Below are 24,149 nucleotides of genomic sequence, written 5' to 3'. Positions count from 1 at the left end.
GGCGGCTCGATCACCAGAGCAAGTAGGAAGAGCAAGGGGAAGCAGCGATGAACGCCCGCAACGACGCCGAGGCCGCGGAGTTCCCGCGCGCCGTGGCTCGGGCTCGCTACGTTCGCGCCACGCCGATGAAGGTGCGCCGCGTCGTCGAGCTCATCAGGGGACGTAGCGCAAGCGAGGCCCTGGCCGTGCTCCGGTTCGCGCCGCAGGCTGCCAGTGAGCCGGTCGCGAAGGTGCTGGCCAGTGCCGTCGCCAACGCCGAGAACAACCTCAACCTCGACCCCGACACCCTGTGGGTGTCCGTGGCGTACGTGGACGAGGGCCCGACGCTGAAGCGGTTCCGGCCGCGCGCGCAGGGCCGGGCGTACCGGATCCGCAAGCGGACGAGCCACATCACGGTCGAGGTCGAGTCCCGGCCGGTGCAGAAGCCGCAGGCCGCCAAGGCTCGCAAGACGAGCACGAAGGGTGGTGCCCGCTAATGGGGCAGAAGATCAACCCGCACGGCTTCCGGCTCGGGATCACCACCGACTGGCGGTCCCGCTGGTACGCCGACAAGCAGTACGCGGAGTACGTGGCCGAGGACGTGAAGATCCGCAAGCTGCTGTCCAAGGGCATGGAGCGCGCGGGCATCTCCCGCGTGGAGATCGAGCGCACCCGTGACCGCGTGCGCGTCGACATCCACACCGCTCGCCCGGGCATCGTCATCGGCCGCCGCGGCGCCGAGGCGGACCGCATCCGCGGTGAGCTGGAGAAGCTCACCAAGAAGCAGGTGCAGCTCAACATCCTCGAGGTCAAGAACCCCGAGTCGGACGCCCAGCTGGTCGCCCAGGTGACCGCGGAGCAGCTGTCCAACCGCGTGTCCTTCCGCCGCGCGATGCGCAAGGCCATCCAGTCGGCCATGCGCTCGCCGCAGGTCAAGGGCATCCGGGTGCAGTGCGGTGGCCGTCTCGGCGGTGCCGAGATGTCCCGCTCCGAGCACTACCGCGAGGGCCGGGTCCCGCTGCACACGCTGCGCGCGGACATCGACTACGGCTTCTTCGAGGCCCGCACCACCTTCGGCCGCATCGGCGTCAAGGTGTGGATCTACAAGGGCGAGGTCGTCGGCGGTCGCCGCGAGCAGGAGGCCCGCTCGGCCGCTCCGGACACCCGTCGCGAGCCGCGCCGCGAGCGCCCGAACCGCGCTCGCCGTTCCGGTGCCTCCGGCACCACCGCCACCAGCACCGAGGCGGGCCGCGCGGCCGCCGAGGCACAGACGAAGGCCGACGCCCCCGCGGCGGAGGCTTCCAACGGGGAGGGCTGATCCCAGTGCTCATCCCGCGCAGGGTCAAGCACCGCAAGCAGCACCACCCGAAGCGCTCGGGTGCGGCCAAGGGCGGCACGAAGGTCACCTTCGGCGAGTTCGGCATCCAGGCGCTCGAGCCCGCTTACGTGACCAACCGGCAGATCGAGTCGGCTCGTATCGCCATCAACCGGCACATCCGCCGTGGTGGCAAGGTCTGGATCAACATCTTCCCGGACCGCCCGCTGACCAAGAAGCCCGCCGAGACCCGCATGGGTTCCGGTAAGGGTTCGCCCGAGTACTGGGTGGCCAACGTCAAGCCGGGGCGCGTGATGTTCGAGATGTCGTTCCCGAACGAGCAGATCGCTCGCGAGGCGCTGCGCCGCGCGATCCACAAGCTCCCGATGAAGTGCCGGATCGTCACGCGTGAGGGTGGTGACTTCTGATGGCCGCTGGCACCACCGCCACCGACCTTCGCGAGCTGACCGACGAGGAACTGGTCCTGCGGCTGCGCGAGGCCAAGGAAGAGCTGTTCAACCTCCGCTTCCAGATGGCGACCGGGCAGCTCGACAACAACCGCAGGCTGCGCACGGTTCGGCACGACATCGCCCGGGTCTACACCGTGATGCGCGAGCGCGAGCTCGGCCTCTCGCAGTCCCCGGACGCGACGAACGATGAAGGTGCCGCATGAGCGAGAACCAGACCGCGACCACTGACGAGGTCCAGGCGCGCAACACCCGCAAGGTCCGCGAGGGCCTCGTGGTCTCGGACAAGATGGACAAGACCATCGTTGTCGCGCTCGAGGACCGCAAGAAGCACCCGCGCTACGCCAAGGTCCTGCGCTCCACCACCAAGGTGAAGGCGCACGACGAGGAGAACAGCGCGGGCGTCGGTGACCGCGTCCTGCTGATGGAGACCCGACCGCTGTCGGCCACCAAGCGGTGGCGGCTGGTCGAGATCCTCGAGAAGGCCAAGTAACCAGCGTTTTCCAGCTAGCAAGGCCGAGCCTGTCAGGTCGGCAATCTGGCAGGCCAAGAATGGTCAGGGAGTAAGCAAGTGATCCAGCAGGAGTCGCGGCTCCGGGTCGCCGACAACACCGGTGCGAAGGAAATCCTCTGCATCCGTGTTCTCGGTGGCTCCGGCCGCCGCTACGCGGGCATCGGCGACATCATCGTCGCCACCGTCAAGGACGCGATCCCGGGTGCCGGTGTGAAGAAGGGTGACGTGGTCAAGGCCGTCGTCGTCCGCACCGTCAAGGAGCGCCGCCGTCCGGACGGGTCCTACATCCGCTTCGACGAGAACGCCGCCGTGCTCATCAAGAACGAGGGTGAGCCCCGCGGTACCCGCATCTTCGGCCCGGTCGGCCGCGAGCTGCGCGACAAGAAGTTCATGAAGATCATCTCGCTGGCGCCGGAGGTGCTCTGACATGAAGATCAAGAAGGGCGACACGGTCGTCGTCATCTCGGGCAAGGACAAGGGCGCGAAGGGCAAGGTCATCCACGCCTACCCGACGACGAACAAGGTCCTGGTCGAGGGTGTCAACCGGATCAAGAAGCACACCCGGGTCTCGCAGACCCAGCGCGGTGCGCAGTCCGGCGGCATCGTGACCCAGGAGGCCCCGATCCACGTCAGCAACGTCATGCTGGTGTCGGACGGCAAGGCCGTGCGGGTCGGCTACCAGTTCAACGACGACGGCCGCAAGGTCCGCGTGGCCCGCGGCAAGGGCAACGGGAAGGAGATCTGATCATGACTACCACTGAGAAGGTCATCCCCCGGCTCAAGACGCGCTACCGCGAAGAGATCAAGGGCGCGCTCAAGGGCGAGTTCGACTACGCGAACGTCATGCAGATCCCGGGCGTGGTCAAGGTCGTCGTCAACATGGGCGTCGGCGAGGCGGCCCGCGACGGCAAGATGATCGAGGGCGCGATCCGCGACCTGGCGACCATCACCGGCCAGAAGCCCGAGGTCCGCAAGGCCCGCAAGTCCATCGCGCAGTTCAAGCTCCGCGAGGGCATGCCGATCGGCGCCCGGGTCACCCTGCGCGGCGACCGGATGTGGGAGTTCCTCGACCGGTTGCTGACCATCGCGCTGCCCCGTATCCGCGACTTCCGCGGCCTGTCGGGCAAGCAGTTCGACGGGAACGGCAACTACACCTTCGGTCTCAACGAGCAGTCGATGTTCCACGAGATCGATCCCGACAGCATCGACCGGCAGCGCGGCATGGACATCACCATCGTGACCACCGCGACCAACGACGACGAGGGCCGGGCGCTGCTCAAGCACCTGGGCTTCCCGTTCAAGGAGCAGTGAGGGATTCCGTGGCGAAGAAGGCTCTGGTCTCCAAGGCCGCCCGCAAGCCCAAGTTCGCGGTCCGCGCCTACACCCGGTGCAACCGGTGCGGTCGACCGCACTCGGTGTTCCGCAAGTTCGGCCTGTGCCGGATCTGCCTCCGGCAGATGGCGCACCGCGGCGAGCTGCCCGGCGTGAGCAAGTCCAGCTGGTAAAGCTAGCCCGCCTCCCCGGCATTTTGACGGGTGGTCGCCGTGGCGGCGACAGGCTCGGAGTGCGTACTCCGGGGTTGGCCGCCGCCACGGTGCCCCTGAGGTCCAGTAGCGGGACAGCTAGTTTCTCCACCCCCAGTTCGCCGTAGGCCCGAGAGGGAACCCCGGCGAGAAAGGTTGACAGGTCACCATGACGATGACCGACCCGATCGCAGACTTCTTGACTCGTCTGCGCAACGCCAACTCGGCGTACCACGACGCTGTCGTGCTGCCGCACAGCAAGCTCAAGGCGAACATCGCCGAGATCCTGAAGCGTGAGGGCTACATCGCGGGCTACCGCGACGAAGACGGCGAGAAGGGCAAGAACCTCGTCGTCGAGCTGAAGTACGGCCCGAACCGCGAGCGCAGCATCGCCGGTCTGCGCCGGGTGTCCAAGCCCGGTCTTCGGGTGTACGCGAAGTCGACCAACCTGCCCAAGGTCCTCGGCGGCCTCGGCGTGGCGATCATCTCCACGTCCGGTGGCCTGCTGACCGACCGCCAGGCCGGCAAGCAGGGCGTGGGCGGCGAAGTCCTCGCGTACGTCTGGTAAGGGGGAGCAAGCATGTCGCGCATCGGAAGGCTTCCGATCCCCGTGCCGTCCGGAGTGGACGTCACCATTGAAGGTCAGAGCGTCAGCGTGAAGGGGCCCAAGGGCACCCTCTCGCTCACTGTCGCCGAGCCGATCACCGTCGAGCGCGCCGAGGACGGCACGCTCCAGGTCACCCGGCCCAACGACGAGCGCCGCAACCGCGCGCTCCACGGTCTCACCAGGTCGCTGGTCAACAACATCGTCGTCGGTGTGACCGCGGGCTATGAGAAGAAGATGGAGATCCACGGCGTCGGTTACCGCGTGACGGCCAAGGGCTCGGACCTCGAGTTCGCCCTCGGCTACAGCCACCCGGTGAAGGTCGCCGCGCTGGAGGGCATCACCTTCGCGGTGGAGAGCCCCACCAAGTTCTCCGTCTCCGGCATCGACAAGCAGCGCGTCGGCGAGGTCGCGGCCAACATCCGCAAGCTGCGCAAGCCCGACCCGTACAAGGGCAAGGGCGTGCGGTACGCGGGCGAGAAGATCCGCCGCAAGGTCGGAAAGACGGGTAAGTGATCATGAGCGAAGCGACAGTCACCAAGCGCAAGCCGGTGGGCAAGGACATCTCCACGGTCCGCCGCGTCGCCAAGGCCCGCAGGCACTTCCGGCTCCGCAAGAAGGTCAGCGGCACCGCCGAGCGCCCGCGCCTGGTCGTGCACCGGTCCTCGCGGCACATCACCGCGCAGATCGTCGACGACCTGGCGGGCCACACCCTGGTCAGCGCGTCCAGCCTCGAGGCGGACGTGCGCGGGGTCGAGGGCGACAAGAAGGCGCGTGCGGCCAAGGTCGGCGCCCTGTTGGCCTCCCGGGCCAAGGACGCGGGCATCGCCAAGGTCGTGTTCGACCGCGGCGGCAACAAGTACACCGGCCGGATCGCCTCGCTGGCCGACTCGGCCCGCGAAGCCGGGCTGGAGTTCTGATGACGAGCTACACCAAGGGAAGGAACGCCTGATGCCGGGACGTACGCGGCAGTTCGGCGGCGGCCAGGGCGGCCCGGGCGGCGGTCAGGGCGGTAACGACCGCGGCGACCGGCGCGACCGCCGGGACCGGCGCGACGGCGGCGGTCGGGGCGGCGCGGCCGCCGAGAAGACCCCGCACATCGAGAAGGTCGTGGCGATCAACCGCGTCGCCAAGGTCGTCAAGGGCGGTCGGCGCTTCAGCTTCACCGCCCTGGTGGTCGTCGGCGACGGCGACGGCATGGTCGGTGTCGGCTACGGCAAGGCCAAGGAGGTGCCCGCCGCCATCGCGAAGGGCGTCGAGGAGGCGAAGAAGAACTTCTTCCGCGTCCCGCGCATCGGCGGCACCATCCCGCACCCGATCCAGGGCGAGAAGGCGGCTGGCGTCGTCCTGCTCCGCCCGGCGAGCGCCGGTACCGGCGTCATCGCCGGTGGCCCGGTCCGCGCGGTGCTGGAGTGCGCGGGTGTGCACGACGTGCTCTCGAAGTCGCTCGGCAGCGACAACGCGATCAACATCGTGCACGCCACCATGGCCGCCCTGCGCGGCCTGCAGCGCCCGGAGGAGGTCGCGGCCCGCCGCGGCCTGCCGCTCGAGGACGTGGCTCCCGCGGGCATGCTCCGCGCCCGTGCCGCCGCGGCCACCGCTGGGACGGGGGTGTAGACCATGGCCAAGCTCAAGGTCACCCAGGTCCGCAGCGTGATCGGCACCAAGCGCAACCACCGCGAGTCGCTGCGCACCCTCGGTCTGCGGAAGATCCGCCAGACCACCGTGCGCGACGACTCGCCCGAGGTGCGTGGCCTGATCCACACCGTCCGCCACCTCGTCACCGTCGAGGAGGTCGACTGATGGCCATCAAGATCCACCACCTGCGCCCGGCTCCCGGTGCGAAGAGCGACAAGATCCGCGTCGGTCGCGGTGAGGGCTCCAAGGGCAAGACCGCGGGTCGCGGTACCAAGGGTACGAAGGCCCGCAAGAACGTCCCCGCCCGCTTCGAGGGCGGCCAGATGCCCATCCAGATGCGGCTCCCGAAGCTCAAGGGCTTCAAGAACCGCTTCCGGGTGGAGTACCAGGTCGTCAACGTGGGCGACGTGGCCACCGCGTTCCCCGACGGCGGCGCGGTCGGCATCGCCGACCTGATCGCGGCCGGTCTGGTCCGCAAGGGCTCGCTGGTCAAGGTCCTCGGCGACGGTGACCTCAACGGCGTCAAGCTCGACGTCACCGCCGACAAGTTCTCGGCGTCGGCGACCGAGAAGCTGACCGCCGCGGGTGGCACCGCCACCACGGTCTAGGTCTATCGGTACCCCCACCGGGGCCGGGCACGCACCGCGTGCCCGGCCCCGGTGTTTTTCCGGTTTCGGCCCGCGGTGAAACCCCTGGCAACCTTCCGCGCGGCGGCGGTGTGGGACGGGTTGTGCGCAACCGCCTGACTGCCGTCCCGCCGCCCGCCGCGGCCGCCCCCGCCGCCGAGTCCGATCGGGAGTGGATCCTGGCCTGAACGGACGCCGCCAGCTTCACCGCGATCCCACCCCTCGGCGGCTATCCCCACCCCTCGGAGAGGGTTGTTCCGACGTCCGACTTCGTTGTCGTCCAAGGTGTTCGCGGCCACGAGCGGGCACCCGCGCGAATACGTCGGTTGTTGTGCCCAAACCGTTGTCAAAGTCCGACCGGGAGCGCGCTGAAACCGGTCGTGAGCTGGGCGAACAGCGCACGGCGGAGTTCGCGGGGCGCAACCCGGCGATCCGGGTGGGCCGGCGTAAAGCGGACCCCATACCGGCCCGGCATTCTGGTGATTTCCCGGATTAGTCCATTTGTTAGCGACATCACGCCCGACACGGGGGTGGGTCGGCGAGTTTGTGCGCCCCTCGGGGTGCTGGAGCCGCCCGGCGTGCTGTTAGAGTCGAACGCACGCTTCGGGGTCGTACCCCGGAGCGCCCCTGGCCTGCCAGCACCTGGTGGACCGGACCCTGTACCCGCCGGCGACCAGCCGGGCAAAGCCGTTCACCGGTAACGAGCTACCGGTGACGCCGAGGAGGTTCTTGCGTTGCTCAGCGCCTTCCGCTCGGCTCTCGCGACGCCGGACTTGCGCCGCAAGATCCTGTTCACCCTCGGGATCGTGGTCATCTACCGCATCGGCGCCCTGCTGCCGTCGCCCGGTGTCTCGTACCCGAACGTGCAGAAGTGCCTCGACAAGGTCGACAGCGGCGGTGTCTACGGCCTGCTGAACCTGTTCAGCGGCGGTGCCCTGCTCCAGCTGTCGGTTTTCGCGCTGGGCATCATGCCGTACATCACCGCCAGCATCATCATCCAGCTGCTGACGGTCGTCATCCCGCGCTTCGAGCAGCTCAAGAAGGAGGGTCAGGCCGGTCAGGGCAAGCTCACGCAGTACACCCGCTACCTGACCATCGGCCTTGCCGTGCTGCAGGCGACCGGCATCATCGCGATGGCCGACCGCGGCCAGCTGTTCGGGCAGTGCGAGGAAGACATCATCCCGAACAGCAACGTGTTCACCCTGACGGTCATCGTGATCACGATGACCGCCGGTACCGCGGTGATCATGTGGTTCGGTGAGCTGATCACCGAGCGCGGCATCGGCAACGGCATGTCGCTGCTCATGTTCGTCAACATCGCCGCCCGGATCCCGTCCGAGGGCGCGATCATCTTCGACAAGGGTGCACTGGTCTTCACGATCGTGTGCGTCTTCGGCCTGCTCATCATCGCGAGCGTCGTGTTCGTGGAGCAGGGCCAGCGCCGCATCCCGGTGCAGTACGCCAAGCGCATGATCGGTCGCCGCATGTACGGCGGCACCTCGACCTACCTGCCGCTGAAGGTCAACCAGGCGGGTGTCATCCCGGTCATCTTCGCGTCGTCGCTGCTGTACCTGCCCGACCTGATCACCCGGCTCATCGGCCAGGACAGCTCGGCGTGGCAGCGCTTCATCGCCGACCACATCGTCAAGCAGTCGAGCCCGGTGCACATCGGCGTCTACTTCGCTCTGATCATCTTCTTCACGTACTTCTACATCACCATCACGTTCAACGTGAACGAACGTGCTGACGAGATGAAGAAGTTCGGTGGCTTCATCCCGGGCATCCGCCCGGGTCGCCCGACCTCGGAGTACCTGAGCTTCGTGCTCGGCCGCATCACCCTGCCCGGCTCCATCTACCTGGGCATCATCGCGGTCCTGCCGAACTTCTTCCTCGAGGTCACCGGCGAGGGGCAGAACCAGAACTTCCCGTTCGGCGGCACCGCCGTACTGATCATGGTCGGCGTTGGTCTCGACACCGTGAAGCAGATCGAGAGCCAGTTGATGCAGCGCAACTACGAAGGGTTCCTCAAGTGACGCGTGTTGTTCTCGTCGGCCCGCCCGGAGCGGGCAAGGGTACCCAGGCCGCGGCCCTGAGCGAGCAGCTCGGCGTACCGCACATCTCGACCGGGGACCTCTTCCGGGCGCACATCGCGAACAACACCGAGCTGGGGCAGGACGTCAAGCGGTACCTCGACTCCGGGCAGCTGGTCCCGGACGAGGTCACCAACGAGATGGTGCGGGTGCGCCTGGACGAGCCGGACGCCCGCGGCGGCTTCCTGCTCGACGGCTTCCCGCGCAACGTGGGCCAGGCCGAGGTGCTGGGCAAGCTGCTCAGCGCCGCGGACACCCCGCTGGACGCGGTCGTCGAGTTCAAGATCGACGAGGACCTGGTGGTGGAGCGGTTGCTCGCGCGCGGCCGCAGCGACGACAGCGAGGGCGTCATCCGCCACCGCCAGGAGGTCTACCGCACGGAGACCGCCCCGCTGCTGGCCTACTACAGCGACCTGCTGATCACCGTGGACGCGGTGGGCGAGGTCGGCGAGATCACCGCGCGGGTGCTCTCCGCGCTGCGCGCCCGGTCGTGACCGGTGGCTTGCTGGGTGGTCTGCGCACAGCCCTGTCGTCCTGGCGCGGCCGGATGATCGAGATCAAGACGCCCGCGCAGCTCGACGCGATGCGCGCGGCCGGGCTGGTGGTGGCCTCGGCGCTCGCCGGGGTCGCCGCGGCGGCCCGGCCCGGGGTGAGCACCGCGGAGCTGGACGAGCTGGCCGAGCAGACCATCCGCGACGCGGGCGCGGTGCCCTCGTTCAAGGGCTACCACGGCTTCCCGGCCAGCATCTGCGCCTCGGTCAACGAGCAGATCGTGCACGGCATCCCGTCGCGGTCGCAGGTGCTCGCCGAGGGCGACCTGATCTCGGTGGACTGCGGTGCCATCCTCGACGACTGGCACGGCGACTCCGCGGTCACCCTGTACGTCGGCGCGGTCACCGACGCCGAGCGGGCGCTGTCGGACGCCACCAAGGCGGCCATGGAGGCGGGCATCGCGGCCGTGGCCCCGGGGGCCCGGCTCACCGACGTCTCGCACGCCATCGAGAACTCCATCCACGCCTCCGCGAAGGCGCACGGCCGCGAGTACGGCATCGTCCGCGAGTACGGCGGCCACGGCATCGGCAGCGCCATGCACATGGAGCCGTTCCTGCCCAACTACGGCAAGCCCGGCAAGGGCCCGCGGCTGCGCACCGGCATGGCCATCGCCATCGAGCCGATGCTCACCCTCGGCGTCGAGGAGACCGTGGAGCTGGAGGACGGCTGGACGGTCGTCACCGCCGACGGCTCCCGTGCCGCCCACTGGGAGCACACGGTCGCGGTAACCGATGACGGTCCGTGGGTGTTGACCGCCCCCGAATAGGTCATTTCCTCCCGGGTCGACCCCCGATTTGGGGCCTTGTCCCCACGCGCGTACACTTGACAGCTGGCGCTGGAATCAGCGCCAGTTCCGTCGTGCGTGCCTTCCGGTGCGGCCCTGGCTGCCGCTGTTCGGCGCGTCGACGGGGTGCGGGCCCGGCCCGCGAACCATCACGAAACCTGTCACGAAACGCGGAGGACATGGGCAAGAAGGACGGGGCCATCGAGGTCGAAGGCCGCGTGGTCGAGCCACTCCCCAACGCGATGTTCCGCGTCGAGTTGGAGAACGGCCACAAGGTTCTCGCACACATCAGCGGCAAGATGCGGCAGCACTACATCCGCATCCTGCCCGAGGACCGGGTCGTCGTAGAGCTGTCGCCCTACGACCTGTCCCGCGGCCGCATCGTCTACCGCTACAAGTGACGAACCCGGCGGTCACCGCCGGGATGCCACTACTGGTGCCCCTGGCACGCCACGGGGTACGCGGCCGAAGCAAGAGAGAGAAGCAGACGTGAAGGTCAACCCGAGCGTCAAGAAGATCTGCGACAAGTGCAAGGTGATCCGCCGCCACGGGCGGGTCATGGTGATCTGCGAGAACCTGCGCCACAAGCAGCGCCAGGGCTGATCACCGCCTAGCCGTCGCCGGATCTACGCGACAGCGACGAAGAGGACCTCCCGCCACCTGTCGGGTCACTCGGACCTGATGCACCCCCGGACTCCAGGCCGGGGCCCGGGCACTCGCCCGGGGCGGTGCGGGAGCAGACCTGGGGAGAACTCAAGAGGAGAAACCGCCGCAATGGCACGCGTCGCAGGCGTCGACCTCCCCCGCGAGAAGCGGATGGAGATCGCGCTGACCTACATCTTCGGCATCGGCCGGACGCGCTCCAAGGAGCTGCTGGCCGCCACCGGGATCAGTCCGGACCTGCGGGCCAAGGACCTGTCCGACGAGGACGTCGTCCGGCTCCGGGACTACATCGAGAACAACTTCAAGGTCGAGGGTGACCTCCGCCGCGAGGTGCAGGCCGACATCCGTCGCAAGATCGAGATCGGCTGCTACGAGGGTCTGCGGTGGCGCCGCGGTCTCCCCGTCCGCGGTCAGCGGACGAAGACCAACGCCCGTACCCGCAAGGGACCGAAGAAGACCGTCGCCGGCAAGAAGAAGGCCGGCAAGAAGTGACCAAGAGCTGCGAGACCGTGGTCGCCGTCGTTCCCCAACGACGTCGGAACCGGGCCTTCATGGCCCTCACCGTCGCGCCCAAGTGCGCCCGCCCGGCTGCACTGCGCGAGCTCTACACGGACGCCGGATCAATCATCCGCAACGCAGCTCCTGAGATCACCACCTCGCGCACCAGCTAGGAGAAACCCCAAGACATGCCCCCCAAGTCGCGTACCGGCGCCGGAGTCAAGAAGGTCCGGCGCAAGGAAAAGAAGAACGTCTCGCACGGGCACGCCCACATCAAGAGCACGTTCAACAACACCATCGTCTCGATCACCGACCCGACCGGCGCCGTCATCGCGTGGGCGTCGTCCGGGCACGTCGGCTTCAAGGGCTCGCGCAAGTCGACGCCCTTCGCCGCTCAGATGGCCGCGGAGAACGCCGCGCGCAAGGCCGCTGAGCACGGCATGAAGAAGGTCGACGTGTTTGTCAAGGGCCCCGGTTCCGGCCGGGAGACCGCGATCCGCTCGCTGCAGGCGGCGGGCCTCGAGGTCGGCACGATCCAGGACGTGACCCCGCAGCCGCACAACGGTTGCCGCCCGCCCAAGCGGCGCCGGGTCTGAGGAACGGGGAGGACTGAGAGAACATGGCACGCTACACCGGCCCAGCCACCCGTATCTCGCGTCGGCTCAAGGTCGACCTCGTCGGCGGGGACCAGGCGTTCGAGCGCCGTCCGTACCCGCCCGGCCAGCACGGTCGCGGTCGCAGCAAGGACAGCGAGTACCTGCAGCAGCTGCAGGAGAAGCAGAAGGCGCGCTACACCTACGGCGTCCTCGAGCGGCAGTTCCGCCGCTACTACGAGACCGCCGTGCGCCGCCAGGGCAAGACCGGTGAGGTCCTGCTCCAGCTGCTCGAGTCGCGTCTGGACAACGTGGTCTACCGCGCCGGGCTCGCCCGCACGCGCCGCCAGGCGCGCCAGCTGGTCAGCCACGGCCACTTCATCGTGAACGGCAAGAAGGTCAACATCCCCAGCTTCCAGGTGTCTAAGTTCGACATCATCGACGTGAAGCCGAAGTCGTTGCCGACGCTGCCGTTCGTCGCCGCCAAGGAGTCCTTCGGCGACCGCCCGATCCCGGGCTGGCTGCAGGTCGTCCCGTCGAACCTCCGCGTCCTCGTGCACCAGCTGCCCGAGCGCGCGCAGATCGACGTGCCGGTCACCGAGCAGCTGATCGTCGAGTTCTACTCGAAGTAGGCGCTGCCGGGGAGGCGGCGCCGAGTGCCGCCTCCCCGCCGCCGGTCACCACCGGCGGCATCCCATCACCACCGGCGTCAAATAGCGGGCGCCACCGGGAAGGAAGAACCAAGAAGTGCTCATCTCACAGCGTCCCGGCCTCGCCGAGGAGCCGGTCAACGAGACCCGCTCCCGCTTCGTCATCGAACCGCTCGAGCCCGGCTTCGGCTACACCCTGGGCAACTCGCTGCGGCGCACGCTGCTGTCCTCGATCCCCGGTGCCTCGGTCACCAGCATCCGCATCGACGGTGTGCTGCACGAGTTCACCACCGTGCCGGGGGTCAAGGAGGACGTCACCGACATCATCCTCAACCTCAAGGAGCTCGTGGTCTCCTCGGAGGAGGACGAGCCGGTGACGATGTACCTGCGCAAGCAGGGCCCCGGTGAGGTCACCGCGGGCGACATCGTGCCGCCCGCGGGCGTCACGGTGCACAACCCGGACCTGCACATCGCCACGCTCAACAGCAAGGGCAAGCTGGAGATCGAGCTCGTGGTCGAGCGCGGTCGCGGCTACGTCCCGGCCGTGCAGAACAAGCAGGCGGGCGCGGAGATCGGCCGGATCCCGGTCGACTCCATCTACTCGCCCGTGCTGAAGGTGACGTACAAGGTCGAGGCGACCCGCGTCGAGCAGCGGACCGACTTCGACAAGCTCATCCTCGACGTGGAGACCAAGCCGTCGATCACCCCGCGCGACGCCGTGGCGTCCGCGGGCAAGACGCTGGTCGAGCTGTTCGGGCTGGCCCGTGAGCTCAACGTCGACGCGGAGGGCATCGAGATCGGCCCGTCGCCGCAGGAGGCGGACACCATCGCCGCCTACGCGATGCCGATCGAGGACCTCGACCTCACCGTGCGCTCCTACAACTGCCTCAAGCGCGAGGGCATCCACACCGTGGGTGAGCTCGTGTCGCGCAGCGAGGCGGACCTGCTGGACATCCGCAACTTCGGCGCCAAGTCGATCGACGAGGTCAAGATGAAGCTCGTCGGCCTCGGCCTCGCGCTCAAGGACAGCCCGCCCGGGTTCGACCCGACGGCGGCGGCGACGGACTACGCCACCGACAGCTGGTCCGACAGCGCGGACACCGGCACCGACGACGGCCAGGACTACGCAGAGACCGAGCAGCTCTAGGTCCACAGCGGACTCCTGAGCAGCGGATTTCCCCAAGGAGCAAGCAATGCCCACCCCAACCAAGGGCGCCCGCCTCGGCGGCGGTCCGGCCCACGAGCGGCTGCTGCTGGCCAACCTGGCCACCGCGCTGTTCGAGCACGGCCGGATCACCACCACCGAGGCCAAGGCCCGCCGCCTGCGCCCGTACGCCGAGCGGCTGATCACCAAGGCCAAGGTCGGTGACCTGCACAACCGCCGCGAGATCATGAAGGTGATCCGCGACAAGGACGTCGTGCAGCGCCTGTGCACCGAGATCGGTCCGTTCTTCAGCGACCGCAAGGGCGGCTACACCCGGATCACCAAGACGATGCCGCGCAAGGGCGACAACGCCCCCATGGCGGTCATCGAGCTGATCCAGGAGAAGACGGTCACCGCGGAGGCCGAGGCCGCCCGCAAGACCAAGTTCGCCAAGGACGCCAAGAAGGACGAGACCCCGGCCACCCCGGTCGAGGTCGAGGAGACCAAGGTCGACGAGACCCCGGAGGCGGTCGACGCCCCCGAGGCCACCGAGACCAAGGCCGAGGCGACCGAAGAGGCGAAGACCGAGGACAAGTCCTGACGGTCGAAGAACCCGCGAACGAGCCCGCCACCCCTGCTGGGGGCGGCGGGCTCGTTCGTGTCCGCCTGGACATCGCCTACGACGGCACGGACTTCTCGGGGTGGGCCGCCCAGCCGGACCGTCGGACGGTCTGCGGTGTGCTCGAGGAGACCCTGCTGCAGGTGCTGCGCCGGAAGGTGCGGTTGACGGTCGCGGGCCGCACGGACGCGGGTGTGCACGCGACGGGGCAGGTGGCCCACATGGACCTGCCCTCGGACGTGGACATCGACGCGCTGGTCCCGCGACTGGCACGGGCCCTGCCGGGCGACGTCCGGGTCACCGCGCTGCGGCGGGTGCCGGGGGAGTTCGACGCCCGGTTTGCCGCCCTGCGCAGGCATTACGCGTATCGGGTGTGCGACGAGCAGTGGCGCGCGGCGCCGTTGACCCGCAACCACGTCGTTGTGTGGCCCCGGCGCCTCGACCTGGACGCCCTCAACGCCGCGTCACGGCTGCTGGTCGGCGAGCACGATTTCGTGGCGTTCTGCAAACGCCGCGCCGGAGCCACCACCATCCGCGAACTCCAGCGTCTCGAGTGGACCCGTGATGGGGACGGGGTACTGACGGCCCGGGTCTCGGCGGACGCCTTCTGCCACTCGATGGTCCGCAGCCTGGTAGGCGCCTTACTGGCCGTCGGCGAAGGCCGAAAACCCGCCGACTGGCCCGCTTCCATGCTGACGGCGACGGAACGCCCCAGCGCCATCACGGTGGCACCTGCCCACGGGTTGGCGTTGATCGGTGTGGACTACCCGGCTGATGAAGACCTGGCGGCCCGCTCACTGATCACCCGCAACGTGCGGACTCTCTGACGGGGCAAGGCTGAGCCCTGCACTGCGTACTCGCGCTCACCCACTCGCAGCAGTGATCTCGCAACTTCTCCCGCCCGGCCAGGCCGAGTCCGCTGCCCGCTGCCCGCTGCCCCAGCCTTCACCCCCCCGAGCCGCACCAGGCTGCCTCGCAACCTCTTCGCCGCCCCGCCAGGCCGAACCCGCTACCCATCGACCTGCGCCAGCCCTGGCCTCCACCCGCCCAAGCAGCACACGCCCTCCCCACCCAGGTCGCCTCGCAACCCGTCTCCGCCCCGCCAGGCCGAGCCCGCTTCCCGCCGACGTGTGCCAGCCCGACCCCCACCGAACTCGTCGCGCTCCTGCTCACTGCTCGATGGGGTGGAACGTCTTTGTGTGGGGGGACGGACCTGCCAAGCTTTCCCTGCGGGTGGGGTGGGCTTGCCCCTCCCACCGCTTTGCCCCACCGCAGGTTCGTAGGGGCCCCGCGCAAAGACGTTTCACCCCATCGAGCAACGCTCGATGTCGCGTTCAGACCACGGGAGAACAGGTCCCCGCTGGGTCGATCGATACCCACCTCACGCCGCGGACCAGACCAGCGCCGGGCCGGGTTGATCAGTCCAGCCCCACGCGAAAAACAGGGGCGGCCTCGATTGAGTGAACTTGCTTTGCGCGGGGCCCCTACGAACCTGCGGTGGGGCAAAAGCGGTGGGGATGGCAAGCCACCCCACCCGCCGGACAGCTTGGCAGGCTCGTCCCCCCACGCAAAGCAAGTCCACCCAATCAAGGCGTGTGGCAGGGGCGCGTTGCGTTCTGCGGTGGTGGGGATCCTGCGGCGGTGGTGAGGGTGGCTGGGGAGGAACGTGTTGGGTGGGAGTGGGGGCGGGGTGGGGATCCTGCGGCGGTGGTGAGGGTGGCTGGGGAGAAATGCGTTAGGCGGGGGCCGGGGGTCCTGCGGCGGTTGTCTGGATGGTTGGGGAGAGAAGAGAAGGCGGCGGGGTGGGCCTTCTGTTGCGGTTGCGGGCGGGTCTGGTACCGCCCGCGTTGGGGTGAGGGTTGGGCTTCGGGGTGGCGGTTGCCGGGGTGGCTGGGGCGATAGAGAAGTAGGTGGGGTGGGTTCTACCTGGCGTGGTCGGGGTGGAGTGCTTGGGGTGTAAAGACACGAACGCCCCCGGCCTGGGCCGGGGGCGTTCATGGTGTGTACAGCCAGTCAGCGTGAATCAGTTCATGGGTGCTCGATTCGGTTGTGTGGTGCTGTTGTTGGTTTTGCTCAGCCGTTGAGGGAGAGGGTCCAGCTGTTGAGGTAGCCGGTGTCCGCCTTGTAGTAGTCGCGGGCCTGGAGCTTCCAGACGCCGTTCCTGGCCTTGGCGGAGAGGTTGACCGTGTAGGTCTCCTTGATGTTGTCCGCCGAGTCCGTGGTGGACACGCTCTTCAGCTTGTAGATCGTGCCGTCCGGGGCGATCAGGTCGATGCCGACGTCACCGCGGAAGGTGTGGGTGAAGTCGACGGTCACCTTGCTGGTGGCCGACGCGTTGCCGGTGCAGCCGCTGATGGTGATCGCGCTGGTGATGGCGGAGCCGCCGTCCGGGAGGACGACCTTGCCGACGTTGCTCACCGGGGCGCAGGTCGCCGGGGTGGGCGTGGGCGTCGGGGTGGGGGTCGGGGTGGTCGGCTTCGGAGTCGGGGTGGGGGTCGGCGTCGGGGTCGGCGTGGGGGTGGGCGTTGGCGTGGCGGTCGGGGCCACCAGCTGCAGCAGCTTGTTCGGCGAGCTGGTGCCCGGGTTGGTCACCTTGTTCGCCACCGCCGCGTTCACCAGCGCGGTGCTCACCTGGGCCGGGGTCGCGTTCGGGTTGGCCGACAGGTACAGCGCGGCCGCGCCCGCCACGTGCGGGGACGCCATCGACGTGCCGCTGATGGTGTTCTTCGCGGTGGTGCCACCGATCCACGCCGAGGTGATCGCGTCACCGGGGGCGAAGATGTCGGTGCAGCGGCCGTAGTTCGAGTAGCTGGCGCGCGCGTCGGTCTTGGTGGTGGCACCGACGGTGATGGCCTCCGCGACGCGGGCCGGGGAGTAGTTGCAGGCGTCCGCGTTGGAGTTGCCCGCGGCCACGGCGTAGGTCACGCCCGCCACGATCGAGCGCTGCACGGCCTGGTCCAGCGCCACCGAGGACGCGCCGCCGAGGCTCATGTTGGCGACGGCGGGCTTGACGCGGTTCGCGGTCACCCACTCCACACCGGCGATGACGCCGGAGGTGGTGCCGGAGCCGTTGCAGTCCAGCACGCGCACGCCGATCAGCTTGACGCCCTTGGCCACACCGTAGGTGGTGCCGCCGATGGTGCCCGCCACGTGCGTGCCGTGGCCGTTGCAGTCGGTCGCGTCGTTGTCGTTGTCGACCTTGTCGGTGCCGCTGACCGCGCGCCCGCCGAAGTCGGAGTTGGTCAGGTTGATGCCGGTGTCGATGACGTAGACGTTCACGTTCGACGCGGTCGTCGGGTAGGTGTACTTGGCGTTGAGCGGCAGCGACGCCTGGTCGATGCGGTCCACGCCCCACGACGGCGGGTTGGTCTGGTCGCCCGTGGCCACCAGCTTCTGGTCGGCCTCGACGTAGGCCACGGCCGGGTCGGCCGCGGTCCACTTGGCCTGCTGCAACGTCATCGTCGCCGAGTAGCCCTTGACCGCGTTGGCGAAGCGCTGCTTCACCTTGCCGCCGTGCTTGCTGGTGAGGCTGTCGGAGGTCGAGGTGGTCGGTGCCACCCCGTCCTTGTAGACGACGATGTAGCTGCCGGGGACCGTGGTGGACAGGTTGGTGCCGAGCACCGGACCCTCCGCCGCGTTCGCCGAGTTGGACAGGGCCAGGCCCAGTCCGGCAGCGCCCAGCGCGGCGACCGCCACGGTGACACCGCTGATTCGCCGCATCCGTGCGGCGCGAGACATACCCATTCCTTGGTCTCCTTCGCAGGGGGACACTCGTGGGCCCTGCGAACCCGTGCACCGCGGCGGTCGGAGATGGAGTGACGCGAGTCGCGTCACCCACACATCCAACCGCCGCGTTACGCCGCGATCGGGGGACCCGTGGTGTGCCTGAGAACGAACAGTGCGGAGTGCTTTCCGAGATGCGCACCCCGCTCGGGTTCCGCTGTTCGGCCGATCGGGTGTACTCCTGAGGGATTAATCGTCACTCAGGTGAGAAATCACCGAAGTCAGTCCAGACCAGTACCGAGCGTCAACCACCCCGGGCGAACGGTGGTCGGCCGGGTACCCGGCGCGACCGGTGGGGCAGAGGCGACGGCGGCCGCACCCATCGGGTGCGACCGCCGTCTGTGGGGAGCGGGTTATGACCTCCACCATGAAGCCCGCCCACCGTTGCCGTCTCGGGTGCCTGCCGAGTGCGAAGGAGGTGTACCCGGCTCAGTCGCCGCGGCGCACCGGGCCGAGGATCTGCTGCTCCTTCGCCGTGGACACCAGGCGCATCGTGCGCCACAGGTTCCGGCCGAGCGCGACCACCTGGTCGTCGGCCAGCGTGGTCAGCTGCTTGATCATGTGCGGCGGCAGCCGCCAGATCCGGGCCGCCAGCTGCGCCTGCCCGACCGGCAGCCGCTGCAGCAGGATCAGGTCCGCCGCGTTGGCGGTCGCCCCGGCCTGCGGGTGCATGTACGGCAGCACGTAGACCGTGGTCTGCCACGGCGACCGCGGCGGGAACAGCTCCTGCGGCGTCGGGCCGCCGTCGTGCACGACCAGCAGCGGGCTGTCCTCCGACGGCCGCGGCAGCTCCACCGGGCTCAACCGGCGGACCTGCACCAGCGGCGCGGGGCGGCCGTCCGGCCCGTTGCCCGCCGCCTTCTGCAGGACCTGCCACGACGCCGGGCGCCCGGTCGCGACGACCACCAGCGCGCCGACCGCCATCGCCCGCAGCGCCACCTGCCGGGCCAGGTACAGCCCGCCGACCAGCACGATCCTGGTCGGCACCGGGCGCAGCGCCGAGATCGTCAGCGGCTCGCCCTGCTGGCCCGAGCCCAGCACCATGCCGCCGCGGTCACCCGACGGGCTCACCGCGTCCAGCATGTCCGGGGTGACCAGGAACTCCGGCGCGACCGCCGCGCCGCCGCCCCGGGTGTCCAGCAGCCTGCTCGACCCGCTCATGCCCCTACCCCCAGCAGTCCGCTCATGCCTGTCCTCCCAGCGGGAGCGTCGCGGCCAGCCCGGCCACCTGCAGACCGCGCAGCGGGGTGAGCGTCACGCCCAGGCGGTCGGAGATGGCGGTGAGCCGGTCGTCGGCGTGGTCCAGTTCCTCCGGGGTGCGCGCGCTGACCCGCACGAGGCTGCGCAGGCCGACCTGGCCGTCGTCGCTGCCCGGGGTCAGCGACATGGCGACCGTGGTGGACAGCGCGCGCACGCCGGTCAGCGCGTTGAGGCTGGTGGCGACCTTGCCCTGGGGCCAGCCGGTGATCGCGTAGCTGGCGTGGCCGATGCCCGCCGCGGTCACCCCGCTCCAGCGCTCCCGCAGGCCGACGCGGTTGTTCGAGCCCGCGACCCCGGACAGCTCGGCCGCGGCGATGCCCGCCTTCAGCAGCTCGTCCGGGTCCAGCGGCCGGGTCGGCACGCCGCGCGACTCCAGCGCGTTGCGCACCCGCGACAGCGCGCCGATCAGCGCCCGGTGCGCGCCGACGACACCGCCGCCGCGCTCGCGCACCGCGGCCGGGCAGCGGCGCGGGTCGAGCCGGACCGCCACCCAGGTGGTGCGCCGCGCCACCGCGGGCAGCGGGCCGAGCACCTCCAGGTAGGACGCCAGCGCGGGGGAGTTCGGCGGCAGCGCCGCGCTGCCGGGGTAGCAGTGCCAGATGACCTGGATCGCGTCGAGCACCACGCCCCGGTCCTCCAGGCACGGGGCCAGCGCGCCCAGCGGCAGGCTCGGCGTCGACCCGACCTCGGTGACCAGCGCGGGCGCCGGGTCGACCAGCAGCACCGCGGTCCAGGTGCCCTCGTGCCAGGCCAGGCCGAGCGGCTTCTCCTCGTGGTCCTTGGCGTGCGCGACGACCAGGTCCGGCACGGCCAGCCGCAGCAGGCTCACCCGGGGGTCGTCCGGCCCGGTCACCGCGGAGGCGTCGGCCGCGGCCAGCTGCTCCATGGTGATCGTCTCGGCGGGCTTGCTGACCCGGGAGTGGGAGCGCAGCGCGTAGCGCGCAGTCAGCCCGATCCACTGGGTGAACCAGCGGCCCCGCCAGCGCAGCGCGGCCAGGATCAGCGCCACCCCGCCGATGCCGATCGAGACGTACTTGAGCTCCAGGTCGATCGCCAGCAGCACGAGCCCGATGGCGACACCGACCTCCAGCACCACCAGGTTCGCCACGGGCAGCGCGCCCAGGCTCGCGCCCCGGTTGCGCCTGCGCGCCGACACCCGGGCGCGCGGCGCCGCGGGCGGCTGCGCACCGGCCGGGGGCCGGGTCGGCGGCTGGCCGGGCGGCGGACCGCCGGGACGACCGGGGCCACCAGGTCCACCGGGGCCACCAGGTCCACCAGGTCCACCGCCGCGGCCGCCGGGCGGGGGGCCCGCCGGGCCACCGGGACCACCCGGGCCACCGGGTCGGGGCGGCTGACCGGGAGGGGGTGTGCGGCCGTGTCGTGGAGGAGTGGTCACCGACATCCGCTCGTTCTCTTCCCCTCGATCAGTGCGCCTGGCTCATCCGCTGGGCCGTCCACGGGTTTGGTGGAGACCCACATGCGGCCGTCACGGTACGGCTATCCTGCGGAACCGTACCGCGACGGGGAGAGCAGCAGGCCGAGAATGCCATCAACACCGACTACGAAGTCACAGGTCCAGGCGTACCGCTTCGTGCTGCGGAGGATGCAGTCCGCGCTCGTCCGCAAGGACGCGGTGATGCTCCACGACCCGATGCGCACGCACAGCCGCGCCACGGTCGTCGGGGTGTGCATCGCGGCGGTCGGCGTGCTCGGCTTCCTGGTGTACGGGCTGCTCAGCCCGGCGCCGAAACTCCCCGACCAGGCGGGCATCATCATCGCCAAGCCGTCGGGCGCGGTGTACGTGCTGCTGACCAACACCGAGAAGGGGAAGGTCCTCATCCCGACCTTCAACCTCGCCTCGGCCCGGCTGCTGATGCTGGCCCGGACCAACCCGGGCGCCCAGCAGCCCGGCAGCCAGACCCAGGGGTCGGCCACCGCGGCCGGGCCGACGGTCCCCGAGGTCATCCCCGACAGCCAGCTCGTCGACATCCCCCGCGACCGGCTCACCGGCATCCAGGACGGCCCGCAGCTGCTGCCCGAGCCCGCCCAGCGGATCGGCAGCAACTGGGCCGTGTGCGACGAGTACAAGCTGGACCCGAGCCTGGTCAACCAGGCCAGCGAGGACAAGATCGAGACCACGGTCGCGGGCGGGGTCAAGGACCTCGGGCCGGAGCTGGCCGACAACGAGGCCCTGCTGGTGCGGTCCACGACCAAGAAGACGTACCTGGTCTACCGCACCCCGGCCACGGCGAACATCAAGAACGCCAACACCGTGCGCGCCGAGGTCGACATGTCCAAGGGCAACATGCGCTCCGCGCTGAACCTGCGCGAGGAGAACATCCGGCAGATCACCACCGGGCTGCTCAACGCCATCCCGGAGGCGCCGAAACTGGAGGCGCCGCTGATCCCCGGTCAGGGCTCGCCGAGCTCGGCCAACATCAACAACCTGCCCACGGGCTCGGTCGTGCAGGTCGAGCGCGCGGGTCGCACGGACTACTACGTGCTGCTGCGCGACGGTGTGCAGCAGATCAAGAAGACCACCGCGGACCTGATCCGCTTCACCGCCACCGCCGGTGGCGCCGAGATCACCCGGGTGCCGCCGGACAAGATCCCGGCCGTGGCGGGCCAGGGCACCATCGACGACCGCAGCTTCCCCGAGGTCGTGCCCGAGGCGCTGAGCCCGGTCAACTACCCGGTGGCCTGCCTCGGCTGGAGCGTGGTCGGCGACGGCCCGAACGCCGACCAGCACACCGAGGTGCACATCGGCACCAAACTGCCGCTGCCGACCAACGCCACCGGCAAGGCGGCGTCGATCGACATCAGCAGCCCCAGCGCCGACGGCCAGCGCCTCGAGCACTTCTACATGCCGCCCGGCCGCGCGGCGGTCGTGCGCGGCGCGACCTCGCGGCAGGACTTCCAGACCGGGCCGATCTACCTGATCTCCGACCGGGGCGTGAAGTTCGGCGTGCCGGACCAGCGGACCGCGGAGGCGCTGGGCCTGACCAACCAGCTGCCCGCCCCGGACGCCATCGTCCGGCTGCTGCCCAACGGCGCCTCGCTGAACACCCGCGACGTCCTGCAGACCTACGACGTCGTCCCGGTCGCGGCGGGCCAGTTCCCGTCCACCACGGCCCAGGCGCCGCAGCCCGCCACCCAGCCGACGGGTGGGAACTGACCGCCGATTGACGGACTTCGGGAACCGGACGCCTGCCACTACCGTCGAAGGGGCACCGCGAGCGGGGAGGGCCTAGCCATGGCGATCGAGGTCGATCCGGCCTGGGTGGACGGGTACGCGCGCAAGGTGGCCGCCGCCGCGGACCAGCTGGGCCGCTGTGCCGAGGTCCTGCGCACGGCCCCCCTCACCGCCGAGTCCTTCGGGTCGCTCGGCCGCACGGTCCACCTCACCGACTCGTACGCGCGGGCCTCCGACGTGCTGCGCACCCAGCTCACGCGCGGGGTCGAGGCCCTGCACGCGGCGGCGACCTCGCTGACCCAGGTCGCCGCGCACCACCAGGGCTCCGACGACGACGGCGCCCGGACCATCCGACGCAGCGGCCAGCTCTGAGGGGGCCTGTGATGCGCGCGCAGTGGCAGGACGACTCGGACTGGCAACCGGCCGAGATCGACGTCGGCCGCTACTTCGAGGCCGACACCGGTGAGGCGGTGCTCGCCGAGTCGGCGCCGGTCGAGGCGTCGGCAGGCGCCGCCCACAGCCCGCGGGCGGGTGCCCCGAGCCTGGCCTCCGCCCAGCCCCCGGCCGACCAGGTGCCGACCGTGCAGGGCGGCCTGGACGGGCCGGACATCGAGGCCAACATCAGCTCGTACCTGGACTTCCTCACCCGCCTGTGCCGCGAGCTCGGCATGCCGGACCCGGTCGAGGAGTACTTCGCGCCGGTCGTCGGCCGGTGGAGCGACATGCACGCCGAGGCGGAGCGGTGGCGCACCGTCGGCGCCGTGTCGGAGCTGGTCGTCAACGACCTCACCCAGCCGCTCGGCGGCCTCGACGCGGCCTGGAAGGGCGCCGACGCCGACTCGTTCATCGGCTACATGGCCAAGGTCGGCCTGGCGGGCAACGACATGTCCGACGCCATGATCGCCATGGGCGAGGTGCTCGACGCGACCGCGGACGGGCTGCGCGAGATCGTCACCGAGATGGCCGGGCTGCTCGCCGAGGTCGCCGAGACCGGCAAGCAGTCCACGTCCGGGCCCGGCCGCAACGACGACCGCACCCGCCAGTACCTCGACGCCGTGAACCGCCCGACCCGCGAGCTGTTCGAGGCGGTCCGGCAGGTCCTGGAGGCGCTGGTCCGGCTCTGCGACAGCCTCGACGGCTCGAAGGTGTTCGACACCGTCGCGATGGAGCACAAGTTCCCCGGGGAGAACTGGGCGTTCGCCGAGGTCCCCGAGGTGACGGTGCCGAAGACTCCCGTGACCCCGCCGACCTCGGAGTCCGTCCCCGCGGGCGCGGGCTTCGAACCCTCCGGCGGCGGCGGGTTCGGTGGCGGTGGCGGTGGACTGGGTGGTGGCGGGATCGGCGCGGGCGCCGGGACCGGTGCCACGCCCACGCCGCCCCAGCCGGGCGGGTACGTCTCCGCCGGTGAGGCGCCGCCGAGCAGGCCCGGCGGTATGCCCGCGCCCCTGGCCGCCGCGGCGGAGTCGGGTGGCGGTCGCGGCGGCGGCGGCGGCATGATGGGTGGCATGCCCATGGGCGGGATGATGGGCGGCATGGGCCACGGTGCGGGTGGCAGCAACGAGCACAAGCCGCGCACCCGCGTCGCGGGGAACCCGCAGGACATCTTCGGCAAGCCCGCCAAGTCGTCCCCGGCGGTCATCGGGGACAACTGAGG

The 24,149-nt window shown here is 70.0% G+C and carries 32 protein-coding genes; 29 read left to right on the top strand and 3 right to left on the bottom strand.

Annotated elements, in window-relative coordinates; genetic code table 11:
- Positions 1 to 47 precede the first annotated feature (47 nt).
- The 26 genes from rplV (at position 48) to truA (ending at position 15,086) form a co-directional block, all read left to right on the top strand.
- Positions 48 to 476 (top strand): 50S ribosomal protein L22, encoded by a 429-nt coding sequence (gene rplV / locus V5P93_RS34315; protein ID WP_104477975.1) that lies wholly within the window; start codon positions 48 to 50, stop codon positions 474 to 476.
- The gene (gene rpsC, locus V5P93_RS34310; RefSeq protein ID WP_104477976.1) at positions 476 to 1,297 is read left to right on the top strand and encodes a 30S ribosomal protein S3; all 822 of its coding nucleotides are present in this window, start codon (positions 476 to 478) and stop codon (positions 1,295 to 1,297) included. The genes rplV and rpsC overlap by 1 nt, the downstream gene beginning before the upstream one ends.
- Positions 1,298 to 1,302: 5 nt before the next feature.
- Complete coding sequence (gene rplP / locus V5P93_RS34305; RefSeq protein WP_104477977.1) at positions 1,303 to 1,722, top strand: 50S ribosomal protein L16; 420 nt, start codon at positions 1,303 to 1,305, stop codon at positions 1,720 to 1,722.
- Positions 1,722 to 1,967, top strand: a complete 246-nt coding sequence (gene rpmC / locus V5P93_RS34300) for a 50S ribosomal protein L29 (protein ID WP_104477978.1) — start codon at positions 1,722 to 1,724, stop codon at positions 1,965 to 1,967. Before rplP ends, rpmC begins: the two co-directional genes overlap by 1 nt.
- Positions 1,964 to 2,254 (top strand): 30S ribosomal protein S17, encoded by a 291-nt coding sequence (gene rpsQ / locus V5P93_RS34295; protein ID WP_104477979.1) that lies wholly within the window; start codon positions 1,964 to 1,966, stop codon positions 2,252 to 2,254. Before rpmC ends, rpsQ begins: the two co-directional genes overlap by 4 nt.
- Before the next feature lie 78 nt (positions 2,255 to 2,332).
- Positions 2,333 to 2,701 carry a 50S ribosomal protein L14 gene (gene rplN, locus V5P93_RS34290; RefSeq protein ID WP_075977301.1) on the top strand — a complete coding sequence of 123 codons (369 nt, stop codon included), beginning with the start codon at positions 2,333 to 2,335 and terminating at the stop codon, positions 2,699 to 2,701.
- 1 nt (position 2,702) lies between these two features.
- Entirely contained in the window at positions 2,703 to 3,020 is a 318-nt protein-coding gene (gene rplX / locus V5P93_RS34285) for a 50S ribosomal protein L24 (protein ID WP_104477980.1), read from the top strand.
- A gap of 2 nt (positions 3,021 to 3,022) precedes the next feature.
- Positions 3,023 to 3,586 (top strand): 50S ribosomal protein L5, encoded by a 564-nt coding sequence (gene rplE, locus V5P93_RS34280; protein WP_104477981.1) that lies wholly within the window; start codon positions 3,023 to 3,025, stop codon positions 3,584 to 3,586.
- 8 nt (positions 3,587 to 3,594) lie between these two features.
- Complete coding sequence (locus V5P93_RS34275; protein ID WP_026424130.1) at positions 3,595 to 3,780, top strand: type Z 30S ribosomal protein S14; 186 nt, start codon at positions 3,595 to 3,597, stop codon at positions 3,778 to 3,780.
- Between the two features lie 187 nt (positions 3,781 to 3,967).
- On the top strand, positions 3,968 to 4,366 hold the full coding sequence (gene rpsH, locus V5P93_RS34270; protein ID WP_104477982.1) for a 30S ribosomal protein S8: 399 nt from the start codon (positions 3,968 to 3,970) through the stop codon (positions 4,364 to 4,366).
- A 12-nt stretch (positions 4,367 to 4,378) separates the two neighbouring features.
- Positions 4,379 to 4,918: a 50S ribosomal protein L6 gene (gene rplF / locus V5P93_RS34265; RefSeq protein WP_104477983.1), complete on the top strand. Its 540-nt coding sequence runs from the start codon at positions 4,379 to 4,381 to the stop codon at positions 4,916 to 4,918.
- A 2-nt stretch (positions 4,919 to 4,920) separates the two neighbouring features.
- Positions 4,921 to 5,322 carry a 50S ribosomal protein L18 gene (rplR, locus tag V5P93_RS34260; RefSeq protein ID WP_104478302.1) on the top strand — a complete coding sequence of 134 codons (402 nt, stop codon included), beginning with the start codon at positions 4,921 to 4,923 and terminating at the stop codon, positions 5,320 to 5,322.
- 31 nt (positions 5,323 to 5,353) lie between these two features.
- Entirely contained in the window at positions 5,354 to 6,019 is a 666-nt protein-coding gene (gene rpsE, locus V5P93_RS34255; protein WP_104477984.1) for a 30S ribosomal protein S5, read from the top strand.
- A 3-nt stretch (positions 6,020 to 6,022) separates the two neighbouring features.
- Positions 6,023 to 6,205, top strand: coding sequence for a 50S ribosomal protein L30 (gene rpmD / locus V5P93_RS34250; RefSeq protein ID WP_104477985.1), 183 nt, complete (start codon positions 6,023 to 6,025; stop codon positions 6,203 to 6,205).
- Positions 6,202 to 6,648: a 50S ribosomal protein L15 gene (gene rplO / locus V5P93_RS34245; protein WP_104478303.1), complete on the top strand. Its 447-nt coding sequence runs from the start codon at positions 6,202 to 6,204 to the stop codon at positions 6,646 to 6,648. Before rpmD ends, rplO begins: the two co-directional genes overlap by 4 nt.
- A 752-nt stretch (positions 6,649 to 7,400) precedes the next feature.
- On the top strand, positions 7,401 to 8,699 hold the full coding sequence (secY, locus tag V5P93_RS34240) for a preprotein translocase subunit SecY (RefSeq protein ID WP_104477986.1): 1,299 nt from the start codon (positions 7,401 to 7,403) through the stop codon (positions 8,697 to 8,699).
- Complete coding sequence (locus V5P93_RS34235; protein ID WP_104477987.1) at positions 8,696 to 9,250, top strand: adenylate kinase; 555 nt, start codon at positions 8,696 to 8,698, stop codon at positions 9,248 to 9,250. The genes secY and V5P93_RS34235 overlap by 4 nt, the downstream gene beginning before the upstream one ends.
- A gap of 53 nt (positions 9,251 to 9,303) precedes the next feature.
- A complete protein-coding gene (gene map, locus V5P93_RS34230) occupies positions 9,304 to 10,074 on the top strand; it encodes a type I methionyl aminopeptidase (RefSeq protein WP_104478304.1) in 771 nt (256 codons plus the stop codon).
- 197 nt (positions 10,075 to 10,271) lie between these two features.
- A complete protein-coding gene (infA, locus tag V5P93_RS34225; protein ID WP_005166804.1) occupies positions 10,272 to 10,493 on the top strand; it encodes a translation initiation factor IF-1 in 222 nt (73 codons plus the stop codon).
- A gap of 88 nt (positions 10,494 to 10,581) precedes the next feature.
- Complete coding sequence (gene rpmJ, locus V5P93_RS34220; protein WP_018682809.1) at positions 10,582 to 10,695, top strand: 50S ribosomal protein L36; 114 nt, start codon at positions 10,582 to 10,584, stop codon at positions 10,693 to 10,695.
- A gap of 171 nt (positions 10,696 to 10,866) precedes the next feature.
- Positions 10,867 to 11,247, top strand: a complete 381-nt coding sequence (gene rpsM, locus V5P93_RS34215) for a 30S ribosomal protein S13 (RefSeq protein ID WP_104477988.1) — start codon at positions 10,867 to 10,869, stop codon at positions 11,245 to 11,247.
- Positions 11,248 to 11,441: 194 nt separating this feature from the next.
- Positions 11,442 to 11,849, top strand: a complete 408-nt coding sequence (rpsK, locus tag V5P93_RS34210; protein WP_091454169.1) for a 30S ribosomal protein S11 — start codon at positions 11,442 to 11,444, stop codon at positions 11,847 to 11,849.
- A 23-nt stretch (positions 11,850 to 11,872) separates the two neighbouring features.
- A complete protein-coding gene (gene rpsD / locus V5P93_RS34205) occupies positions 11,873 to 12,478 on the top strand; it encodes a 30S ribosomal protein S4 (RefSeq protein WP_104477989.1) in 606 nt (201 codons plus the stop codon).
- Between the two features lie 115 nt (positions 12,479 to 12,593).
- The gene (locus V5P93_RS34200; protein ID WP_104477990.1) at positions 12,594 to 13,643 is read left to right on the top strand and encodes a DNA-directed RNA polymerase subunit alpha; all 1,050 of its coding nucleotides are present in this window, start codon (positions 12,594 to 12,596) and stop codon (positions 13,641 to 13,643) included.
- Positions 13,644 to 13,689: 46 nt separating this feature from the next.
- Positions 13,690 to 14,241 carry a 50S ribosomal protein L17 gene (gene rplQ, locus V5P93_RS34195; protein WP_104477991.1) on the top strand — a complete coding sequence of 184 codons (552 nt, stop codon included), beginning with the start codon at positions 13,690 to 13,692 and terminating at the stop codon, positions 14,239 to 14,241.
- A gap of 65 nt (positions 14,242 to 14,306) precedes the next feature.
- The gene (gene truA / locus V5P93_RS34190) at positions 14,307 to 15,086 is read left to right on the top strand and encodes a tRNA pseudouridine(38-40) synthase TruA (protein ID WP_219823928.1); all 780 of its coding nucleotides are present in this window, start codon (positions 14,307 to 14,309) and stop codon (positions 15,084 to 15,086) included.
- Positions 15,087 to 16,332: 1,246 nt separating this feature from the next.
- Here the strand turns inward: truA and V5P93_RS34185 are convergent.
- The 3 genes from V5P93_RS34185 to eccE all read right to left on the bottom strand — a co-directional run bounded on the left by V5P93_RS34185 (position 16,333) and on the right by eccE (position 20,410).
- Entirely contained in the window at positions 16,333 to 18,003 is a 1,671-nt protein-coding gene (locus V5P93_RS34185) for a S8 family serine peptidase (protein ID WP_374065123.1), read from the bottom strand.
- 468 nt (positions 18,004 to 18,471) lie between these two features.
- Positions 18,472 to 19,203, bottom strand: a complete 732-nt coding sequence (locus tag V5P93_RS34180; protein WP_104477993.1) for a hypothetical protein — start codon at positions 19,201 to 19,203, stop codon at positions 18,472 to 18,474.
- A 22-nt stretch (positions 19,204 to 19,225) separates the two neighbouring features.
- Positions 19,226 to 20,410: a type VII secretion protein EccE gene (gene eccE / locus V5P93_RS34175; protein ID WP_181043383.1), complete on the bottom strand. Its 1,185-nt coding sequence runs from the start codon at positions 20,408 to 20,410 to the stop codon at positions 19,226 to 19,228.
- 435 nt (positions 20,411 to 20,845) lie between these two features.
- Here eccE and eccB point away from each other — a divergent pair, with 435 nt between their 5' ends.
- The 3 genes from eccB to V5P93_RS34160 all read left to right on the top strand — a co-directional run bounded on the left by eccB (position 20,846) and on the right by V5P93_RS34160 (position 24,147).
- Positions 20,846 to 22,477: a type VII secretion protein EccB gene (gene eccB / locus V5P93_RS34170; protein WP_104477996.1), complete on the top strand. Its 1,632-nt coding sequence runs from the start codon at positions 20,846 to 20,848 to the stop codon at positions 22,475 to 22,477.
- A gap of 78 nt (positions 22,478 to 22,555) precedes the next feature.
- The gene (locus V5P93_RS34165; RefSeq protein WP_104477997.1) at positions 22,556 to 22,867 is read left to right on the top strand and encodes a hypothetical protein; all 312 of its coding nucleotides are present in this window, start codon (positions 22,556 to 22,558) and stop codon (positions 22,865 to 22,867) included.
- 11 nt (positions 22,868 to 22,878) lie between these two features.
- The gene (locus V5P93_RS34160; protein ID WP_245931145.1) at positions 22,879 to 24,147 is read left to right on the top strand and encodes a WXG100 family type VII secretion target; all 1,269 of its coding nucleotides are present in this window, start codon (positions 22,879 to 22,881) and stop codon (positions 24,145 to 24,147) included.
- Positions 24,148 to 24,149: the final 2 nt, after the last annotated feature.

It is taken from the genome of Actinokineospora auranticolor (genome assembly GCF_041897805.1).
Taxonomy (GTDB): domain Bacteria; phylum Actinomycetota; class Actinomycetes; order Mycobacteriales; family Pseudonocardiaceae; genus Actinokineospora; species Actinokineospora auranticolor.
This window is presented reverse-complemented; position numbering and strand designations above follow the sequence as displayed.